Annotated in this window: 19 protein-coding genes; 7 read left to right on the top strand and 12 right to left on the bottom strand. The window is 56.5% G+C overall.

The annotated features are described in order from the left end of the window. Positions 1 to 60: 60 nt before the first annotated feature. The 4 genes from radC to ACVWZF_RS07975 are packed head-to-tail and all read right to left on the bottom strand — an operon-like array spanning position 61 to position 4,897. A complete protein-coding gene (gene radC / locus ACVWZF_RS07990; protein WP_041436627.1) occupies positions 61 to 792 on the bottom strand; it encodes a RadC family protein in 732 nt (243 codons plus the stop codon). Positions 793 to 799: 7 nt separating this feature from the next. Continuing rightward, positions 800 to 2,527, bottom strand: a complete 1,728-nt coding sequence (locus tag ACVWZF_RS07985; protein ID WP_011433582.1) for an ArnT family glycosyltransferase — start codon at positions 2,525 to 2,527, stop codon at positions 800 to 802. After that, positions 2,520 to 3,581 carry a CIA30 family protein gene (locus ACVWZF_RS07980; protein ID WP_011433583.1) on the bottom strand — a complete coding sequence of 354 codons (1,062 nt, stop codon included), beginning with the start codon at positions 3,579 to 3,581 and terminating at the stop codon, positions 2,520 to 2,522. Before ACVWZF_RS07980 ends, ACVWZF_RS07985 begins: the two co-directional genes overlap by 8 nt. A 38-nt stretch (positions 3,582 to 3,619) precedes the next feature. Continuing rightward, entirely contained in the window at positions 3,620 to 4,897 is a 1,278-nt protein-coding gene (locus ACVWZF_RS07975; RefSeq protein ID WP_457411238.1) for a cysteine desulfurase, read from the bottom strand. A gap of 184 nt (positions 4,898 to 5,081) precedes the next feature. Between ACVWZF_RS07975 and ACVWZF_RS07970 the strand changes: the two genes are divergently transcribed. Both ACVWZF_RS07970 and psb35 read left to right on the top strand, forming a co-directional pair. Beyond that, positions 5,082 to 5,300, top strand: coding sequence for a hypothetical protein (locus ACVWZF_RS07970; RefSeq protein ID WP_414374672.1), 219 nt, complete (start codon positions 5,082 to 5,084; stop codon positions 5,298 to 5,300). A 137-nt stretch (positions 5,301 to 5,437) separates the two neighbouring features. Beyond that, positions 5,438 to 5,746: a photosystem II assembly protein Psb35 gene (gene psb35 / locus ACVWZF_RS07965; protein WP_414331646.1), complete on the top strand. Its 309-nt coding sequence runs from the start codon at positions 5,438 to 5,440 to the stop codon at positions 5,744 to 5,746. 172 nt (positions 5,747 to 5,918) lie between these two features. Here the strand turns inward: psb35 and ACVWZF_RS07960 are convergent, their stop codons facing one another. Both ACVWZF_RS07960 and ACVWZF_RS07955 read right to left on the bottom strand, forming a co-directional pair. Next, the gene (locus ACVWZF_RS07960; RefSeq protein WP_457387643.1) at positions 5,919 to 6,863 is read right to left on the bottom strand and encodes a hypothetical protein; all 945 of its coding nucleotides are present in this window, start codon (positions 6,861 to 6,863) and stop codon (positions 5,919 to 5,921) included. A gap of 88 nt (positions 6,864 to 6,951) precedes the next feature. Beyond that, positions 6,952 to 7,626 (bottom strand): response regulator transcription factor, encoded by a 675-nt coding sequence (locus tag ACVWZF_RS07955; RefSeq protein WP_414342386.1) that lies wholly within the window; start codon positions 7,624 to 7,626, stop codon positions 6,952 to 6,954. 207 nt (positions 7,627 to 7,833) lie between these two features. On the opposite strand from ACVWZF_RS07955, the gene ACVWZF_RS07950 reads away from it, so the two are divergent. Together ACVWZF_RS07950 and ACVWZF_RS07945 are read left to right on the top strand one after the other, a co-directional pair. Further along, complete coding sequence (locus ACVWZF_RS07950) at positions 7,834 to 8,580, top strand: rhomboid family intramembrane serine protease (RefSeq protein ID WP_414412638.1); 747 nt, start codon at positions 7,834 to 7,836, stop codon at positions 8,578 to 8,580. 65 nt (positions 8,581 to 8,645) lie between these two features. Next, the gene (locus tag ACVWZF_RS07945) at positions 8,646 to 9,242 is read left to right on the top strand and encodes a Uma2 family endonuclease (protein ID WP_414387789.1); all 597 of its coding nucleotides are present in this window, start codon (positions 8,646 to 8,648) and stop codon (positions 9,240 to 9,242) included. 51 nt (positions 9,243 to 9,293) lie between these two features. On the opposite strand, the gene ACVWZF_RS07940 is transcribed toward ACVWZF_RS07945, so the two are convergent. Continuing rightward, positions 9,294 to 10,898: an NAD(P)H-quinone oxidoreductase subunit 4 gene (locus ACVWZF_RS07940; protein WP_414357523.1), complete on the bottom strand. Its 1,605-nt coding sequence runs from the start codon at positions 10,896 to 10,898 to the stop codon at positions 9,294 to 9,296. 235 nt (positions 10,899 to 11,133) lie between these two features. Between ACVWZF_RS07940 and ACVWZF_RS07935 the strand changes: the two genes are divergently transcribed. The 3 genes from ACVWZF_RS07935 (at position 11,134) to ACVWZF_RS07925 (ending at position 14,170) form a co-directional block, all read left to right on the top strand. After that, positions 11,134 to 12,012, top strand: a complete 879-nt coding sequence (locus ACVWZF_RS07935) for an isoaspartyl peptidase/L-asparaginase (RefSeq protein WP_011433592.1) — start codon at positions 11,134 to 11,136, stop codon at positions 12,010 to 12,012. A 127-nt stretch (positions 12,013 to 12,139) separates the two neighbouring features. Next, positions 12,140 to 13,174 carry an amidohydrolase family protein gene (locus ACVWZF_RS07930; RefSeq protein ID WP_011433593.1) on the top strand — a complete coding sequence of 345 codons (1,035 nt, stop codon included), beginning with the start codon at positions 12,140 to 12,142 and terminating at the stop codon, positions 13,172 to 13,174. A gap of 192 nt (positions 13,175 to 13,366) precedes the next feature. After that, on the top strand, positions 13,367 to 14,170 hold the full coding sequence (locus tag ACVWZF_RS07925; protein ID WP_457411237.1) for a M55 family metallopeptidase: 804 nt from the start codon (positions 13,367 to 13,369) through the stop codon (positions 14,168 to 14,170). On the opposite strand, the gene mnmH is transcribed toward ACVWZF_RS07925, so the two are convergent. The 5 genes from mnmH to urtB all read right to left on the bottom strand — a co-directional run bounded on the left by mnmH (position 14,163) and on the right by urtB (position 19,566). Then, positions 14,163 to 15,236 carry a tRNA 2-selenouridine(34) synthase MnmH gene (mnmH, locus tag ACVWZF_RS07920; protein WP_457411235.1) on the bottom strand — a complete coding sequence of 358 codons (1,074 nt, stop codon included), beginning with the start codon at positions 15,234 to 15,236 and terminating at the stop codon, positions 14,163 to 14,165. The genes ACVWZF_RS07925 and mnmH overlap by 8 nt on opposite strands. Before the next feature lie 219 nt (positions 15,237 to 15,455). Beyond that, positions 15,456 to 16,220: an urea ABC transporter ATP-binding subunit UrtE gene (urtE, locus tag ACVWZF_RS07915; protein WP_011433598.1), complete on the bottom strand. Its 765-nt coding sequence runs from the start codon at positions 16,218 to 16,220 to the stop codon at positions 15,456 to 15,458. A gap of 34 nt (positions 16,221 to 16,254) precedes the next feature. Then, positions 16,255 to 17,022 carry an urea ABC transporter ATP-binding protein UrtD gene (gene urtD, locus ACVWZF_RS07910; protein WP_457403932.1) on the bottom strand — a complete coding sequence of 256 codons (768 nt, stop codon included), beginning with the start codon at positions 17,020 to 17,022 and terminating at the stop codon, positions 16,255 to 16,257. Between the two features lie 174 nt (positions 17,023 to 17,196). Beyond that, the gene (gene urtC / locus ACVWZF_RS07905; protein WP_457411233.1) at positions 17,197 to 18,405 is read right to left on the bottom strand and encodes an urea ABC transporter permease subunit UrtC; all 1,209 of its coding nucleotides are present in this window, start codon (positions 18,403 to 18,405) and stop codon (positions 17,197 to 17,199) included. A 3-nt stretch (positions 18,406 to 18,408) separates the two neighbouring features. After that, positions 18,409 to 19,566, bottom strand: a complete 1,158-nt coding sequence (gene urtB, locus ACVWZF_RS07900) for an urea ABC transporter permease subunit UrtB (protein WP_457411232.1) — start codon at positions 19,564 to 19,566, stop codon at positions 18,409 to 18,411. Positions 19,567 to 19,653: the final 87 nt, after the last annotated feature.

Here is a 19,653-nt window from a genome sequence, read left to right as displayed (position 1 = left end):
GAACCTGTCCGTTGCCTTGATTCTACTCTCTCTCTCTGGGAGAAAGGCTGGGGGTGAAGACTACTCCGGCTGGGGAAACTCCTGCCAAAGGTTGGTGCGCTGGCGCAAGCTGAGGAACTGTCCGCCGCCGAGGATAAGGTGATCCAAGACCGGGATCTGCAGCAGTTGCCCCGCTTGCAAGAGTTGCCGGGTAAGGGCAAGGTCTTCTGGGCTGGGATCCAAGCTCCCGGAAGGGTGGTTGTGGGCGACGAGGATGCGACTGGCCCCCTGTTTGATGGCGCTGCGGAAAGTCTCCCGCGGATGAGACAGGGTTTCGGTGGCGGTGCCCCGGGTTACAATCTGCTGGCTGAGCAGACGGTGCTTGACATCCAAGTGCAAGACGGCAAAGTGCTCTTGAGATTCCCACATCAAGTCACCACTCAGAGCCATAGCCGCTTGTTCTGGCGACTCAATGGCTGTCCGGTCTGGCGGACGACTCAAAAACACCCGTCGTCCCAGCTCGATGGCGGCCAACACTGTGGCTGCCTTGGCCGGGCCAATGCCTTCAATTTGCAGCAGCTCCCCTGCCTCCACCTGGCGCAGTTGGGCCAAGGGATCTCCTTGGGCTTCCAATTTTTTCAGGAGCAACTGGGCGAGGCCGACTGCCGAGAGCTTGCCTGGCCCCTGGCCAGTGTTGAGCAAGATGGCCAGCAGCTCGGCGTGGGAGAGGTGCCTTGCCCCTTGGCTGAGCAGCCGCTCGCGGGGACGATCTTGGGCAGGAATATCGCTGATGCGCAGCACGTACTGGCTCATCTGGGGCCTAGGGAGGAGAAGAGGTTTTTTTCAACAGCCAAAAGGGACTGCGGCGCTCGACGACCCGCCAAGATCCCAGAATGGCTGCCTGTTCGCCCTCGGGAGCTGTAAGTTCAGCTACAAAGGGATCCCAGGTAACCAGGTAGTCGGGCGCCTGCCCCTGGGCTTGCCAGTCGGCCAGCTCTTCTGGGCTGGCGGCGTAGGGAACCTGCAGCGGGCCATAAAAATAGGGTACAAAAGAGCGAAAGCCGTACAGGCCCACCGTTCCAGAGAGAGCCGGCTGGGCGTTGTTTTCGGAAGTGGCAAACTGCCGGAAAAAGTGGACGGCTCCTCCCTGGGTGTGTTGCAGCAGGCGGGGGAAGACCCAGCACCAGGCCAGTTGGGCGCTCAGTCCCGTGGCCAAGAGCAAAACTGTCCAGCCCCAAGCCCGCCGCCGTCCTCGACTCCAAAGGAGAATTCCCAGCAGCAGGATCGCGGCGGGGACGTAGGTCAACACCGGCCACTCCACCTCAGCCTGCAGGTATCCCAGCACCAAGCTGCTGGAAAAGTCGTCAGGGATGCCGGCAAAGACCCATGCTTGGACTAGCCCAGCGGGGTCCTGGGATCCCAGCCAGGGCAGCAACAGCCACAGGGCCAGCCAAAACAAGCCACTGAGCAGGATCCAGGCACTTTCCCAAAAACTGGGCCCTCTTTTCTCAGCAACCAGGCGCTGCAAGCGCAGGGCAGCAAAGTAGGCCCCAATGGGGTACAGCAGCGAGGTGTAGTGAACCAGCTTGGTTTGCACCAGCAGCGAAAACAGGGCCAGCACCACCCCAAAAGCCACCAACAGCAGAGATTCTGCCCGCCGAGTCAAATCCACCGAGCCCACGCTCCTGGGGATGGGCTGCAGGATCTCGGCCAAAGCCAGAGCGCCCCAGGGAAAGCACCCCAGGGCAAAGGCCAACAGATGAAAATAAACCGGGCCGGGATGCCCATCTGAGCTGGTGAGGATGCGCCATTGGTAGCGCCCAAACTCTTCCACCCATTCTGGCCCCCGTTGCACCCCCTCCAACGCCAGCCAAGTGAGGGGAACAGTCACAGCTAGGCTGAGGAAAACCAGGCTCTCCCCCCATCGAAGGGGAGGATCCCGTTGCCAGAGCTTGTAGAGGATCCAGATAGCCAGGGGCAACACCAGCCCCACCGGCCCTTTGGCCAACACTGCCAAGCCCAGGGCCAGCGCCCCCACCGCTCTCCACCTGCGTCCAGAGTACCCGGCCCGCCAGGCCTCCTCGGCGGCCCAAAGGGATCCCAGACCCACCCCCATGCCCAGGTTGAGTAGCGGGTCGATGAGACCAGTTTTGTAAAAAAACAAGGGCAGGTAGCCTGTCAGCAGTAGGATCCCCCACAGGCAGCCAAACCCCACCCCACGCAGATGGGATCCCCACCCCACCAGCAGCGCCACCGTGATCCCGCCAGCAAAAGCATTGGGCAAGCGCGCTGCCCCTTCGTTCATCCCTAAAACAGCCATGGACAGGGCCTGCAGCCAAAAAAAGAGAGGGGGCTTCTCGAAAAAAGGCTCCCCGTTGATGGCCAACGAGAAAGGATCCCCGCTGGCCAGCATCTGCCGCGCCAAGCTGGCGTAGATCAGCTCATCCCAGTCGAACAGGTAGGGGATCCCCTGACCTACCCACAGCCACAGGCCGGCCAAAAGCCCCATCCCCAGGGATCCCTTGAGGCGGCCCAGAAAGCTAGGCATGGAAAGCTTCTGAAGACACCACCCGGCCCACGCTCTGAGGCGAGCGCAGGAGGCGGAGCAACTGGGCTGCCAGAGCGGATCCCTCTGTCTCTACCGGAATCTCCACCCCACACCAACGGCTGGAGCTACCCTGCAGGGCAGCTATCCACTCCGGGGCAAGGGATCCCCGCGCCACCCCGATCAATTGCGGCAGAGGCTCCCGACGATACAGCCCAATCCAGCGCACGGCCAGCTGAAAGGGCCCAGGCCGGAAGCGGGGGTTTGGGCTGCCATCGGCCTCGAACTTGCTTAGCATCAGTTGCAGCGAGTAGATCTGGCGACTATTGAGAGGGGGAGCAGAAACCCGGCGGGCGCGGAACGTGGCAACCATCTCCGCAAAGGGGATCTGAACGGTCTGCTCTTCTCCCGGCGCAGTGTCGAACGCATAGCCGTAGGCGGGGCTGTCCCAGCCGCCTTGATCCCGCAGTAAGACCTTATACCGCTGCCCATCCCCTCGCAGGCGCAGCTCCAGACCGGCAAACCCCGACAAGTCCAGCGGCGGCTGCCAATTGCGGGTGCGCGTGGAAACAAACCCCCCAAAGTTGGCCGTGGAAACTTGCCCTGTAAACAGAAGCTGCCCCTCCCCCCACTGCAACTGGCTTTGGCTCACCCCTCCCATGACCACATCGTCCAAAATGCCCCAAAACCGGTTCAGATCTGGGTTGGGCCGGCGAAAGTCGAACAGCATCCGCTCCGTTTGCCCACTGCTGCGCAATTGCTCCAGATAAGCCTTGGCCGTTGGTGGATCCCCCAAACCTAGGATCACGGTTGCTGTCGCCCAATCTGGCGTATGGCTCACCTCCACGCCCTGCTGCCGCAGGGCCTCCGCCAACCCGTCAGGCAAACCTTCCCCCACCACCCCTATCTGGATAGCGACCGGCTCGGAAAGAGAAGGTGGCACAAAATCATCCTCCACGGCCTGGAACCCATTTTGAACCCGACGCCACACCTCCGCCAAAGGCAGGGCCTCATAGTAGGTGAGCGTGTTCCAGAACCGCCCCAGATCCCAAGGCATGAGTCTACCTCATCTCTTCAGAGGTCTATCCCGGATCCCTAGCTTAGGGCAGCGCCGAAGAACTCCACCGCTTCTGCCAACACGTCTAAAAAGCGATCCACCTCCGCCAACGTGTTGTACAGGTAAACACTGGCTCGGGCAGTGGATTGTACTCCCAAATAGCGATGGAGGGGTTGAGTGCAGTGGTGCCCCGCTCGAACGGCAATGCCTTGCTCATCCAGCAAAGTAGACAGGTCATGGGGATGGACAGCCTCCACCGAAAAGCTAACCAGCCCTGCCCGTCGCGCCGGATCCTTGGGGCCATAAACCGTAATACCCGCTATGTGCTGGATCCCGTCCAACAGGTGGGTAATCAACCTTTGTTCATGGGCATGAACCCGCTCCAGACCGATCTGGCTCAAGTAATCTACGGCTGCCCCTAACCCCACCGCCTGGGCAATCGCCGGCGTACCGGCTTCAAATTTGTGGGGGATATCCGCATAGGTGGCGTGATCCCAGTACACATCGGCGATCATCTCTCCCCCACCCAAAAAAGGGGGCATCGCTCGCAGCAGCTCCCGCCTGCCGTAGAGGACGCCAATCCCCGTTGGGCCACACATCTTGTGCCCCGAAAAGGCCAACCAATCGCAATCCAGCGCCTGGACATCCACAGGCATGTGGGGCACACTCTGGCAAGCATCCAGCAAAACCTTGGCTCCGTAACGATGGGCCAGTTCAGTCATCTCCTGAACGGGGTTGATGGATCCCAGCATGTTGGAGACCTGGGTTACCGCCACCAAGCGGGTGCGGTCGCTGAGCAAAGATTGGTAGTGCTCCAGATCCAGCTCTCCCTCTGGCGTGATCTGGATGAACTTGAGGTGGGCTCCCGTCCTTTGGGCCACCCATTGCCACGGGATCAGGTTGCTGTGGTGCTCCATCACCGAGAGGACGATCTCATCCCCCCGCTCCAGATGGCTCAAGCCCCAACTGTAGGCCACCAGATTGATGGCTTCGCTGGCATTGCGGGTGTAAATGATCTCCTGAGGAGAAGGCGCGTTCACAAAACGAGCGATCTTTTCCCGCGCCCCCTCATAGGCATCTGTGGCTTCGTTGCTCAGCGTATGCACCCCGCGATGCACGTTGGCGTTGCAGTGTCGATAGTAATGATCCATCGCCTGTATAACCGCCAGTGGCTTTTGAGAAGTGGCGGCATTGTCAAAGTAGATTAGCGGGTGGCCGTTGACCTGGCGCTGCAAAATCGGAAAATCTGACCGCACCTGGGCAGCCAGATCGAAAGAATGGTCAAGCTTGAGAGAAGAAAGGGGGGATACCGCCATGGTCTGCGCAAAAAGCCTGCTTCCCTCAGTATGACATTGCTTCGGGCCAGCCTTCGGCAAACCCATCCGCCCAATCCCTTCCAGCATCCAGGGATCCCTTCCTCCCTGACCTGAAAGCGAAGCTTGTCACAAAATGTAACTTTGTGTTAAGTTTGGTTACAGCAACCAATACGAGGTATTAGCAATGCAATCGTCTCCCAGAATCCCTTCTCGTCTGGACTCCGCTTCTGTTGCCCAGTACTACGACACCACCAACGACTGGATCCCAGGCTGGACAGAGCAAGCGGAGCGTTGGAATGGACGCTTGGCCATGTTGGGCTTGGTGATCAGCATCGCTACGGAAGCGGCGTTGGGCCACAGTGTTTTTGCCAGCACTCTCGCCCAGTGGCTAGGTCTGCAATAACCTGCAATAATTTGTCGAAGAACTTTTCGGTAGAGCCACATTGGACATCTCACAGACTTTCTCTTCGGCTTTGAGATGTTACAGCTCTACCCTTTTTGGGAGCTTTTTCACCCTTCAATCCCTATCTCGACAGTCCGATGATGCTTGACAATCCCTTCCTCCCCTACATTGCCGTCATGGTGGCCGGGCTGGTGGCCGCTGTTGTGATTGGCTCGATGGCTTTCTTCAACTCCAAGCGCCCTGCTGGCTGGGAAGGCGCCGGTCGCCCGCGGTACGTGCCGCAGTACGGTCAAGACGGCGATACCCCGCCGGAGTGGGAGATTGGCTGGACGGAGAAGGCCGAGCGATGGAACGGACGGCTGGCCATGCTGGGGTTTGCCATCAGTGTTGTGGTAGAGGCCATTGTGGGCCACAGCGTGTTTGCCTCTGCACTGGGGATCCACTGATCCAAGTTGAAAGCTGTCCGGCGCCCAGTCGTCTCGAGGAAATAAAGGCGGAAGCTATGGAAGCCTGCTTTTTCCTCATGCGTGCTCTTTGTCTTTGCCGTGCAGTACTACCTCGCTTATCTCCTGGAAAGGCTGTACCCAAAGATCGGTGCCTCCTCCATTCGGTTGGTGTCTAGCCATCTGTTGCCTGTCTAATATGATTCTCAAAGGTGAGACGTGCTGGAAGCTCAGAAAGGTTCGTAGGGATACCCACAAGCTTGAGTGTCTTGAAAAATAGATGGAAGTTATCTACCTTGTCACAGCGGAAGTAACAATCAGAGCTCTTTGTTGACCTAGACCCTGAGATAAACTCCAGGCGGAATACGTAACCATCCTCACTATCAATGCACAGCTTAATCTCTTTGATAGCCTGGATCCTAAATAACAATCGCTCTGAAGAACCGAAATCCTCGACTCTAACGTACTCCCTACTTATGGCAACGCATCCAAATGAAACCTCTTGTCCACGCTCAATTGCTTCTCTCATGCCTTTCCAGCGCGTGGAGCAAATGTAGCTGGCTACGTACCTCATCAAAGGCAAAGACGGGGAAGATATAGATACGACAGGATTTCCTTGGCAATTGATGTAGTAGCTGTAGTATGGGTAGCATTCTGATTTGACAAAACCGACACTCTTCTTTCTGAAGTCCACGTTCACTGAGACAATTTCGTTATACCTATAGGCAAGTCTGTTCTGCTTTCCTAGGATGTCACGATAGATGTCATGATAAATGAAGCCATTGCTCAAAATAACAACCCTAGATTTATAGGGTTGATTTGAGTACCAATAGTACCAAAGAAGCATCGATAAACCACCCAACAATCCAGAAAAAGCCATAGCAATAGGAGGTATGCCACTGGCCAAAGTGCTAGGGATCCATGTCCCTAAGGCAGAAAGTATTGCCGATAGAACTGCGAAGATAGGAAGTCCAATAAGTAGCAATGTAGATAAAGATACCGACACAACACGCATCAGCAAAGTAAAAGGGCTCCATTTCTCGATTGGCGTTTCTTCTGTTGTTACGAGGTATCCCAGTGACTTATCCCGTACCAGCTTTGTCTCGGCCTCTAATAACATCACTTATCCCCCCTCACTTCTTGGATAAGCTCCATTGGCAATCTATGCCAAAGTAGTGTTTAGAGACAAACTCATAATCTATTCTGTTTCACCACTGGATAATCTTTTTCTGAACGGCTGTCATACACATGGCAACGCGAGCATTGATCTCATCCTCAGAGCCGAAAATATCCAACTTTTCTTTGAGCCTCTGGATACAGTTTTGTACGGTCTTCTTGCTGGTGTGAATGCGATCTGCGATGGCCTGATCGGTGAGGGCTTCTTTGCAGAGCAAGTTCAAGACCTCAATTTCTCGTTCTGTCAGCTTCGTAAGACCGCGCAACTCCCGCGGCATGCGCAATTCTCCATTCAGGGCGCTTTTGGCCCCCTCCAGAAACACGGTGCGCCGTTCCATTTTGTTGACCGCGGCAAACCCACCCTGGTGTTTGCTGATCAGGCCCACCAATGGAGTTAGCAGCAGCGGCTCGCTGGAATAGGCCATCACATTTAGGGTGGGGTAGTTCTCAAAGATATGACGCAGGAACTCTAGGCCAGGCTCGGCAGACTGCTCCCCGCTGGTTTGACCGTAGAGCAGATCGGCTACAACCAAGTCCGGTTGTTCCCGCTGCAAGCGCAGGATGGCGTCCATAGGGTTGGTGACCGTAATGCACTGAGCATCGGCTGCAATCCGTTGCAGCCACTCACAGTTGTTCTGGGCCACCTCTGGATGATCTTCGACGATCAAAAACTTGAGCGGGGCAGTGGCGCTTTCAACCTCGGGCATCAATCCACTCCTCTAAATCCTTATCTTGTAGTCCATTCTCTGCCGAGCGAGCTTGGCCGAGATGCGTTCGTCGGCAAGGGATCCGTCTGCAAGCATAGCTCCCAGCCGACTACCCCAGTGTAGCCTCAGGTAGGGGCTTAGAGGTGAGCCTGGGGGGGTGGGAAAGGACAGGTTAGGCTAGAGGGTGACGTCAACCGGATCTGAACTGTGGTACCCCTGCAAGATCGCAACCCAACCACCCGCACAGCCTATGTCACTTATGCCCTGGTGATCGTTAACATCTTAATTTTTCTGTACCAGCTAACCCTGTCGCCACAAGAGCTGGCAGCTTTTTTCCGGGAGTGGGCAGTGGTACCGATAGAGTTGACGGCCAGTTTTCGAGGGGAGCTCACCTCTTCGTCGCGTCCGGAATGGGTAACCCTATTCACCTCACAATTTCTGCATGGGGGCTTTCTCCACATTGGCGGGAACATGCTTTTTTTGTGGGTTTTCGGCAACAACGTTGAGGATCGCTTGGGCCATGTGCGCTACCTCATCTTTTACCTGGCTTGCGGAGCTTTGGCTGCGCTAACGCAGTGGTTTTTCGATATGGGATCCCCCATTCCTTCACTGGGGGCAAGCGGCGCTATTGCTGGCGTATTGGGAGCCTATATTTTGCGTTTTCCACGGGCCGAGATTCTGACCCTGGTGCCCTTGGGTATTTTCATCACAACCCTCTACGTTCCGGCTTGGGTGTTCCTAGGCTTTTGGTTCATCCAGCAAGCTTTCTACGGCATTGCCAGCCTACAGACGCCTACCAATATCGGTATGCAGGGTGGGGGAATTGCTTACTGGGCCCATGCAGGCGGTTTTGTGTTTGGGGCCATTTTGGGGCCGCTAATGGGTTTGTTTTCCGGCAAAAGCCCTTATGACCGCCAAATGACATGGCAACAACGTGACAGGGATCTGTTTTGATTTGATCAGCTTTGATACTTTCTCAGTCTATTGTTAATCGGATAGCAGCGTGATGGGAGAAAGCCATGGTCAGTCTATCTGCCAAGCCTCTAACTCTGGAAGACTTTCTACAACAGCCGGAAACTCAGCCCGCCAGCGAGTTCATCAAAGGAGAAATTATCCAGAAGCCCATGCCACAGGGAAAACATAGCCGTCTCCAACTAAAACTGGGTAGCTTCATTAACGAGATGTTGGAGCCTTCTCAACTGGGAATGGCATTTCCAGAGCTGCGCTGCACCTTCGCCGGATACGCGATTGTGCCCGATATTTCTGTGATCCCCTGGGATCGGATCCCTGTAGATGAAGATGGCACCATTCAAAATCTCATCCCCTTTTGCCCTGATTGGATGATCGAGATTCTCTCTCCCGATCAAAATCCAATGAAGCTGGTCAAAAAAATCTTGATCGGCCTGGATCACGGCTGCCAAATGGGGTGGATCGTGGCTCCCGAAGAAAGGGTTGTTTTCGCCTACCCTGCCGGGCAGCAGCCGACGGTGCATGAGGATCCCCAAGAGGTGATCCCCGCTCCCGCCTTCGCCTCAGGGATCCAACTGACAATCGCAACTTTGTTTGGCTGGATGCAAGTTCAAGCTGGTGAGGGCCGCAAGCCCAATAGGGGATAGAAAGGGAGTGGATCTCCTTCCATCCCTCAATTCTCAATTCAAATTCAACATTCAGTTGTTGTAGAGGGCAGGAGCTTGGGCAACCGTCTCACCAGTTTGAGGCAGTTCCTGCCGCAGCAGCGCCACCAAGGCGTTGGTGGATTGGTCGTAGAGGCTGGTCACCAGCTTGGGATAGAGGCCAATGCCGATGATGGGGATCAGCAGACAGGCAATGATGAACACCTCGCGCGGCTCGGCATCCACCAACTCTTCGTGTTCGGTGAGCTCTTTGTTCTCTGGGCCAAAGAAAATCTGCCGCAACATCGACAGCAGGTAGATGGGGGTCAGGATCACCCCAACTGCCGCTAGGAAAACCACCACCAACCGGAAGGGGAGAGAGTAGGCATCGGTGGTGGCCATGCCGATAAACACCATGATCTCGGCCACAAAGCCGCTCATGCCGGGTAGGGCTAGCGAAGCCAGGGAGCAGGCGGTGAACATGGAGAAGATCTTGGGCATCTTCAGGCCCACACCGCCCATTTCTTCCAGCTCCAGTGTGTGGGTGCGGTCGTAGGTGGCCCCCACCAAGAAGAACAGGCTGGCCCCGATAAGTCCGTGAGAGATCATCTGCAGCATGGCGCCGCTCATGCCGATCTCCGTCAGGGATCCGATACCGATGAGCACGAAGCCCATGTGGCTGATGGAAGAATAGGCGATCTTCCGTTTCAGGTTGCGCTGGGCAAAAGAGGTGAGGGCGGCAAAGATGATGTTCACCACCCCCAACACGATCAGCACTGGCGCAAAGTAAAGATGAGCATCCGGCAGCATGCCCGCATTCATGCGCATCAGGGCATAGCCCCCCATCTTGAGCAGGATCCCGGCCAGCAACATGTGCACCGGCGCAGTGGCCTCGCCGTGGGCATCGGGCAGCCAAGTGTGCAAGGGGAAAATGGGCAGCTTCACCCCATAGGCAATCAGAAAGGCCCCATACATCAGCAGTTGGAAGGTGAGTGGATAGGTCTTGTGGGCCAGATCCGTCATGTCAAAGCTGATGGGATCCCCGTAGAAGGCCATAGCCAGACCTGCCACCAGGATAAACAGGGAGCTGAGAGCCGTGTAGAGGATGAACTTGGTGGCCGCATACAGGCGGTTGTATCCCCCCCAAATGGAGAGGAGCAAGTACACCGGGATCAGCTCCAATTCCCACATCAGGAAAAACAGCAACATGTCCTGCACGGCAAACACCCCGATCTGCCCGCCATACATGGCCAGCATCAAAAAGTAGAAGAGGCGAGGTTTGAGGGTGACCGGCCAAGCGGCCAAGATGGCTAGGGTAGTGATAAACGCCGTGAGCAGGATCAGGGGCATGGAGAGGCCATCAGCCCCCACCGACCAACTCAAGCCCACTTGGGGTACCCAGGTGTAGCGCTCCAGCAGTTGCAAACCTGTCTGGCCGGGATCGTAGCCGACATAGAAGCCGGCCAGCAGAATCAGCAGATCCGTGACCGCAATGAACAAAGCAAACCAGCGGATCCGCTCGGCCAACTTTTGCGCATAGGCGCGGGTACTGGGATCCCCAGCCGGTGCTGGGATCAGGGGAATAAATAGGGCGGCCAACACAGGGTAAGCGATGACCGTGGTCAGCCAAGGAAACTCGTGCAAGCTGGGCAGCGCCATGGATGTAACCTCGCTTGTGCCATACCATCAGGGGGATCCCTGCCGGCTGCAATCCGACAGCCCTTTACCAGAATCGCCCTTGAGTATCTATGCTTAGCAAATCTACAGGATTATCTTAAGGCTCCCTCTCCCTTTGCGTTGGGATCCCTGGGATGGAGCAGATGCATGGGTGGATGTTGTACCCGAAAATCAAAATATAGTCTTCCACTGTTCTCACAAGGTAACCGATCTCATCATGCCTCAGCCCAAACTGATCATCCACGGCGGAGCCGGCAGCGCCCTGGAAGGGGAAAGCAGCCTGGAAAAAGTGAGGGGATCCCTGCAGCAGGTGGTGGAGAGCACCTACGAGCTGCTGTTGGCTGGGCAGAGTGCCGAGGCGGCGGTGATGCATGCCTGCCAGTTGCTGGAGGATGATCCGCTCTACAATGCCGGGACGGGGTCGGTCTTGCAATCGGATGGGCAAATCCGCATGAGCGCCGCTCTCATGAACGGGGCCACCCAGTCTTTTAGCGGGGTGATCAACGTCAGCCGAGTTCAGCATCCCATCCTCATGGCCCAGGCTCTGCAATCAAGCCCGGATCGCGTGGTGGCCGAACAAGGGGCAGCAGAGCTGGCGCGGGAGCTGCAGTTGCCGGTCTATGACCCGGCCACTCTCAAGCGGGTTCAAGAGTGGGTGCAGTTGCGTCAAACCCATCCCCCGACCAGGGTTCTCACTGCTCTGGCCATGGGCACGGTGGGGGCGGTGGCGCTGGATCAACAGGGGCAAATCTGTGCCGGCACCTCCACCGGCGGGCGGGGGTTTGAACGGGTGGGGCGAGTAAGCGATTCGGCCACTCCAGCGGGAACCTATGCCAGTGCGGCGGCGGGGGTCAGTTGTACTGGTGTCGGGGAAGATATTTTGGATGAGAGCTTGGCGGCGCGGATTGTGATTCGAGTGGAAGATGGCCTCAGCCTGAAGGCTGCCATGGCCAAGTCTTTTCAAGAGGCCCGCCAACGTCGCCGCTCCTTTGGGGCCATTGCTCTATCGCGCTCGGGCGAGATTGCTTGGGATACCACCACCGACCTACTGCTGGCCGCCTATCACGATGGGCAGGGGATCGGCTTGACGATCTAAACTTCTAGCCGGGCTTGCGGGATTAGACCTGGACAAGCCTGAGGCGGTTGGATAAGAGTAGGATAAGAGTAGAAATAGTACTTAAACAAACCAAGTCTGCCCCCTGGCGGGCCACTGTAGAGCGTTTATGGCACTTCACGCGGAGTTGCACCGTCATTTGGGCGGTTCGGTTGTCCCCCGAATTCTGTGGCGCTATTTTCACCGCCAGGGATCCCCTGTGGCAGAGCGCTTTCCCACCTATGCCGAGTTCGAGGAGTTCTACACCCGCCCGCGCAACACCCTCGAAGATTACCTGGAGCTGCACACGCTGGTGGAACAGGTGCAAACCCTGGAAACCCTGCCCTATTTTATCTACCGCCTGCTGCGGGGAGCCTACGTCTTTGAGGATCTGGCCTACCTGGAGATTCGCTACACTCCCTACCTACGCACGGATCCCAGCCTGGATGAGGCGGAGCGCCTCAAGCAGATGCGCCAGGTAATCGAGACGGTGGGGCAGGCCAGCCAGCAGCGGGAGTATCCCATCGTCACCACCCAGATCGTCTGTTTGCATTCACGCCTGCCCAGCCACATCAACCGGGCCATGGTGGAAGCTGCCGCTGAGTCGGAGTATGTGTGTGCCATCGACCTGGCCGGGGGAGACAAGCCCTACGGCGAACGGATGGACGAGTGGATTGAGCTGTTCAAGTATGCGCTGGCCCGCGGCCTGAAAACCACTGCCCACCTGTACGAAACTTTGGATGGCTGCTACCCACAGTTGCTGCCCTATGTCTCGCGGATCGGCCACGGCATTCAGATCCCCCTCCACTATCCAGAATTGCTGCCGGAGCTGGCGCGGCGAGGCCAATGCCTAGAAGTTTGTCCCACCACCTATCTAAAAACGGGAACCCTGCCCAGTTTGGAGCCCCTCAAGATTGTCTTTGACCGCTGCTTTGAGGCGGGGGTAGATATCGCCATCTGCACCGACAACGCCGGCTTGCACAATGTGCGGCTGCCGTTTGAGTACGAAAACCTGCTAACCCACGACATTATCGATTTCGAGCAGCTCAAACACTGCCAGGAAGCAGCCTTTCGTCACGCTTTTGCCTGGCCCTACAAGGGGCGTCCGGCCTCATTGTTGTCGGAGTTACAGCAGGGGGTATCTGCTTCTTTGGTGGCTCTCTGACCGCCTCAGCAGGATGGAGTCTTTATTCTTCATCCGAGCTTCTTGAGAATAGGGAAGGGATCCGTAACGGAGACAGGGGCAGCTTTCGCAAGGGAAATAACCGCTTGGATCCCTTGTGCAGAGCGATGTTGAGCGGCATCTGAGGGTGGATGAAGCCCAACAGAATCCAATGCTGAGTCTACTGAGCCAAGCATGAAGGTCTATATCAGTGCCGATATTGAAGGGATCGCCGGCATCAGCCATTGGGATGAGGCCACCATCGGCCAGCCGGGTTACGAGGCATTCCGAGAGCAGATGACCCGAGCAGTGATCGCGGCTTGTGAGGGATCCCTGGCTGCCGGAGCCACGCAGATCACGGTCAAAGATGCCCATGACTCCGGGCGAAACCTCATCCCCGAACGGTTGCCGGAGCCGGTGCAACTCATCCGCGGCTGGAGCGGCCACCCCTACTGTATGGTGCAAGAGTTGGATCGCAGTTACGATGCCCTGCTCCTAATCGGCTATCATGCCCGCGCCGGATCTGCTGCCAACCCCCTCGCCCACACCTACACCACCGAAGTTAGCCAAATCCGGCTGAACGGCCAGGCCATCGCCGAGTTTCACCTGGTCAGCCTCACGGCTGCCTATGAGGGAGTCCCAGTTGTGTTTGTAGCCGGAGATGCGGAGGTGTGTGCTGAAGCAAAAGCTTATGACGCCCAAATCGAGACGGTGGTCACCCACAAAGGAATGGGCCAGTCGGTCATTGCGCCACATCCGCAGCAAGTTTTGCGGGCCATCCGCCAAGGTGTAGAGGGATCCCTGAGGCGGCTGCCGGCCTACCGGCCTCGCCCACTGCCGGATCACTTTCAATTGGAAGTGGACTACAAGGATCCCGCTCGCGCCTACCGCAAGTCTTTTTATCCCGGCTGCCGGTGGGTTGCCGATTCCACGGTTCGGCTGGAAGTTTCCGACTGGTTTGAGGTGTTGCGGGCTTTGGAGTTTATTGTGCTCACCTAGCCGCGACCGATGGGGATCCAAGCGGCATCTGGATGAGGCGAGCAGCAGCTTCCCTGAGGCTGGTCTCGGAAAGGTCAGACAGCTCAATCCGGGCCCGAAGGCGATTGAAGTTTTGCTGCAGTCCGTGTCGATAGGTGGGGTCGTAGTGCTGCTCCAGCAACTCCTGCACAAACTGCGGCCAGTCTTGGGCGTCGATCAGCTCAAACCAACGCTGCAGGCGGGCCTGGCCAAGACGGGACTTCAGAGGCAGCAATTTTTCCTTCAGCGCTTGGGGGTGAGCAATCCAGTGGGGATAATGGGCGATCAGCCCCTTCACCCGCTCCTCTAGAGGCAACTGCACTTCGACACAGTCGGCTTGGGTGAGGGCTTGCCAAAGGGCAGGGGGCAGATGGAGCTGGCCCACTTTGGCACTCTCAGCTTCTACCCAGACCGGTTTGGCGGGATCCCACTGGAGAAAAACCTGCACCAGTTGACTTTCAAAGCTCTTCTGACTGGGCTGTGGCACCCCCCACTCGGCCCCCAGGAGGGATCCCCGGTGACAGGCCAGCTTTTCCAGATCGAGAACTTGGGATCCCTGTTGGCGCAGATGGTGAAGCAACTGGGTTTTGCCGCTCCCTGTTGGTCCGCAGAGCACTCGGTAGGTAAATTCCTGGGGCAAGATCTGCAGCTGTCGGCGCACCCAGGCCCGGTAGGTTTTGTAGCCACCTTGCAAAACCGTAACCTGCCAGCCCACCTGGGACAACACCAATGCCAAGCTGGCAGAGCGCTGCCCTCCCCGCCAGCAGTAGATTAGGGGCCGGTAATCGCGATCTTTATCGGCAAAATGGGTTTGCAAGTGGCGACTGATGTTCTGGGCCACCAAGCTTGCCCCTCGTTTGCGGGCTGCGAAGGGATCCACCTGCTTGTAGAGCGTGCCCACCTCCGCCCGTTCTGTATCGTAGAGTACAGGCAAGTTGATGGCTCCCGGCCAATGATCCTCTGCGAACTCTGCCGGAGAGCGCACATCGATAATTTCGCTGTAGGTGTGCAGCCAGGGCTCTGCAGTGAAGTGAATCGGAGGAGACACAAACCTGTGGATGGAAATGGCAAGCTAGCGCAATCTTGAACAGTTTCTAGCTTAGCCAACGCTGCTGCTCAAGGAAGCCCAGGGCTAACCCTAGCCTATCCCCTCGCAGGTGGACTTCTCGCTTTTCCAGAAGTTTAGGCAAGGTCTCTGGAACATGCAGGATGCCATTTGCCTCTCTCAAAAAAGTTATAGAGGTTTTCAGGCTCTCCAGGTGCCACCTCAGATAGAAAGGTGAGCTCGGACTTTTTCTTCGTCCATTTGGTCAGTCGGCCCCTCCATGATAAGGGATCCATTTTCCATAAGATAAAAGTAATCGGCCAGACTTTGGGCAAACTCAAAATACTGCTCCACCAGCAACACCGAAACGCCCCGCTCCTTTTGAATACGGGTGATGGCTTCTTCAATCTCGATGATGATGGAGGGTTGGATCCCTTCTGTAGGCTCATCCAGGAGCAAAAGTTTGGGCTCTGCCACCAAAGCTCTGGCGATGGCCAGTTGCTGCTGCTGCCCACCGCTCAAATCCCCACCCAGCCGTTTAAGAAAAGAACGCAGAATTGGGAATAGGTCATAGACAAACTCAGGTATGATCCGTTCTCTGTCCGGTGCCGCTTCTAGCCCCACCAGCAGGTTTTCCTCAACCGTTAGGCGGGGAAATATCTCTCGACCTTGGGGTACATAGCCAATACCGGCGCGGGCTCGCCAATTGGGAGGGTAATGGTTGATAGGACGGCCCTCAAAAGCAATTTTGCCTGTGCAGTCTTTCAGAAGTCCCATCAGGGCTTTAAGTGTGGTGGTTTTGCCCATACCATTGCGGCCCAGAAGGCAAACCGCTTGGCCGGGAAAGATCTTAAAAGAGAGATCCTTCACAATTAAACTCTGACCATAGTAAACCCTCAAGTTGGAGACCTCCAGGAGAGGCCCGGATCCATCTCGGGATAAGTTTTGTGTTGCGGTCGCGTTTTCCGTATTCATAGGCCTGCGCATGAGTCGATTAGATACAGAACTATAGCCTCTTTGCTTAGTTTTTCCCCTTGTGGGATCCGAGATAGACCTCAATCACTCGCGGGTCGTTTTTCACATCCTCAAAGGTACCTTCGCACAGCACCGAGCCTTGGTGTAAAACGGTAACCTTGCGGGCAATTTGTCGTACAAACACCATGTCATGTTCGATCACCAAAATGGTGTGGCTTTGGGCTAAGGATTGAATTAACTCTCCTGTAGCTTCTGTTTCTTTGTCCGTCATCCCGGCCACGCATTCATCCAGCAGCAGCAAATCCGGATCTTGAGCAATCACCATGCCGATCTCCAGCCATTGCTTTTCTCCGTGGGAAAGCAGCCCTGCCGGAACCCGATCCTTACGGCTGAGGCCAATGGTTTCCAAAAGAGCATCCGTTTTTTCTCGCAGATGCTTTTTGCCCAATAGGGTGGAAAAAACCCTTTTGTCAGGGTTGAGGGATAGCTCCAAGTTTTCTCGCACGCTCAAGTTTTGATAGACCCGCGGCGTCTGAAACTTGCGCCCAACACCCAAAATCGAGATCTCGTGTTCCTTGAGCTTGGCCAGATCCTTTCCTTTGAACAGCACCCATCCTCGGGTGGGCTTAACCTTGCCCGTCAGCACATCGAGAAATGTAGTCTTACCCGCCCCATTGGGACCGATGACCACCCGCAGCTCTCCTTCCTCCAGAGAGAAGTTCAACCCATCTAAAGCCTTAAAGCCGTCGAAGCTGACGGTGAGATCCTGAGTTTGTAAAATTTGTCGGGTGGCGGTGGGAGCTGCAGTAAGCATAGGGATCACATCCAAGAACGGAAAGGCCAAAGGTCAAACCGGATTCTCAACCCATCAAATAAACCCATCAAATAGGAGAGGAAACTTGGCATCGCTGGCTCACCCATCAGATCTGGGATCCTTTTACTCTGAACTTGCACCTTGCGTATGATGCACATCGACAGAAAGCCAGATTTAAGCTGGGGAAGTATCTGCCAAGCGCCTGCGCCAAAGCTGGACAGTGACCCAAAGCTGCCTGCCTTGGGTGCGCACCCAACCCACCAGTCCATCCGGCAACACCAGCACCACCAGCAGGAACAATCCCCCTTGGAAAAACAACCAAATTTCGGGAAAATTTTCGCTCAGCAAGCTCTTGGCAAAGTTAACCAACAGAGCCCCCAGCACCGCCCCCACCAAACTGGCCCGACCGCCCACCGCCACCCAGATTACCATCTCAATGGAAAAGGGAACGGCCATCGCATTGGGAGAGATGATCCCAGTTTGCAAGGTAAACAAAGCTCCGGCAATGCCTGCCAGGGCAGCAGACACGGCAAACACCAGCACTTTAAAGCCGGTGGGATCGTAGCCGGAAAAACGAACCCGTGGCTCGTCATCTCGAATGGCTACCAGGATCCGACCGAATAGGCCGCTGGTCAGCCAACGACAGAGAAGGTAAGCCAAAACCACCGCCAGAACTGTAGTGACATAGACAGCAAAGCGCATTTCGGACGAGTTGACATCTAGGCCAAACAAAGTCTGGAAGTTGGTCAGGCCGTTGGTGCCATTAATTAAGCGCTGTTGGCCGTTGAAGAAGTTAAAGAAAATAATCGTGGTGGCCTGAGTTAAAATGGAAAAATAAACCCCTCGGATGCGATTTCTCACCACCAAATACCCCAGGGCTGCCGCCACCAAAGCCGGGATCAAGACCACAGCAACAGCCGTAAACGGAAACGAATAAAAGGGATACCAAAACCAGGGCAATTCCGTTACCCCGTAGAGGCTGAAAAACTCCGGTATCTGACCTTCCGGCAATTGCAATTTCAGGTGCATCCCCAGAGCGTAGCCCCCCAAGGCGAAGAACACCCCATGTCCCAGACTGAGCATGCCGGTATAGCCCCAGATGAGGTCGATCCCCAAAGCTACAATGCTGAGGGCCAGAAACCGCCCCAACAAGTTGAGCCGAAAGCCAGACAGCACAGTTGGGGCCACAAAGATCAAGGCCAGCACCAAAACGATGAGGATCCCGGCCTCCCACAGAAGCTTGCGAGAAGAATTGGGATCCCCACCCGCGGCGGGAGCAGCCACTTCATGATCAGCACGGGGGGAATGAACCAGTTTCATGGGCTTTGTGAGGGAGTAGAAGATGGAGAGTCTGGTCCTAGAGTTTTCGCCAAGCGAGATCATTCCCTAGGCATCCACCATACGACCTTTTTCGGGGAAAAGGCCCCGAGGTCGCACCTGCAAAAAGGCCACGATCAAAGCAAAGACCATCACCTTGGCCATGCTCGTGGTGGCAAAAAAGTTGAGGGTATCGGTCAGGATGGGCACGTTGGGAAAAATCAAAGCCAGCGTCCCGGAACCGATGACAAAGTTGGCAATCCCGATCCCAAGCGCTGCCACAATGCTGCCCAAAAGCTTACCGACACCCCCCACGACGACCACCATAAAGGTATCCACGATGTAGTTTTGGCCGGTGTTCGGCCCCACGGATCCCAGCAGGCTGACCGCCACGCCGGCCACTCCCGCCAGACCCGAACCGATGGCAAAGGTAAGGGCATCCACCTTTTGCGTAGGGATCCCTACACAGGCGCTCATGGCCCGATTCTGGGTAACCGCCCGGATGCGCAGCCCCCAGCGGGTGCGTTGCAAGAAGAAGTACAGCCCCAGGATGCAGAAGACAGTGAGGGCGATGATAAACAGGCGGGTATTGGGCAAAAACAGGTTGCCCACCGGGATCCCACCCCCCAGCCAACGGGGAGCGGTCACATCTTTGTTCTGGGCTCCAAACCAGGGTTGAGTGACTGCTAAAGCATAGGTTTGCGCCAGCACCCGCCCCCCCACCGATGCAATGGCCGTGGAGAGCACCAACAGCAGCGCCAGCGTCCACCCTTTGAGGCGCGGCCAATCCGTTCGCCTGGCCAAGAGCCACCAGCCGCCGAAAAAGAGCACCGCGAAGGCCCCCAAGCGGAAAGCCAGCACCCAATTGACGCTGCGCACAAACTGCTGCAGGATCAGGCTCACACCCCAAGTGGCCAGAAGGGTTTCCAGCGGTCGGCCATACAAAAAGCGGATCACCCCCCGCTCCAGGGCTAGTCCCACCAGAGCCGTGACGGCAAAGGCAGCTACCAAAGCTGGAAAGATGTACAGATCCCGCCAGGGATCCCCTAGGGGACGAAAGGCATTTTGAACCACAAAAGTGGTGTAGGCCCCCAACATCATCAGCTCCCCATGGGCCATGTTGATGACCCCCATGAGGCCGAAAACAATGGCCAAGCCCAAGGCGGCTATTAGTAAGACGGTGCCGATGCTAAGGCCGTTAAACAAGCTATCCAAGAGCAAGGTCATGGGCAGGGGATCCTCCTTCCAACTAAACTAGGGAGGCTAACCGAGCATCTAGGCGGGATCCCCGACCCTATCCAAACGGCAAGGGAT

The sequence above is a fragment of the Thermostichus sp. OS-CIW-30 genome, assembly GCF_054060215.1.
The sequence above is the reverse complement of the archived record's forward strand: the minus strand, read 5'-3'. Positions and strand labels throughout refer to the sequence as shown.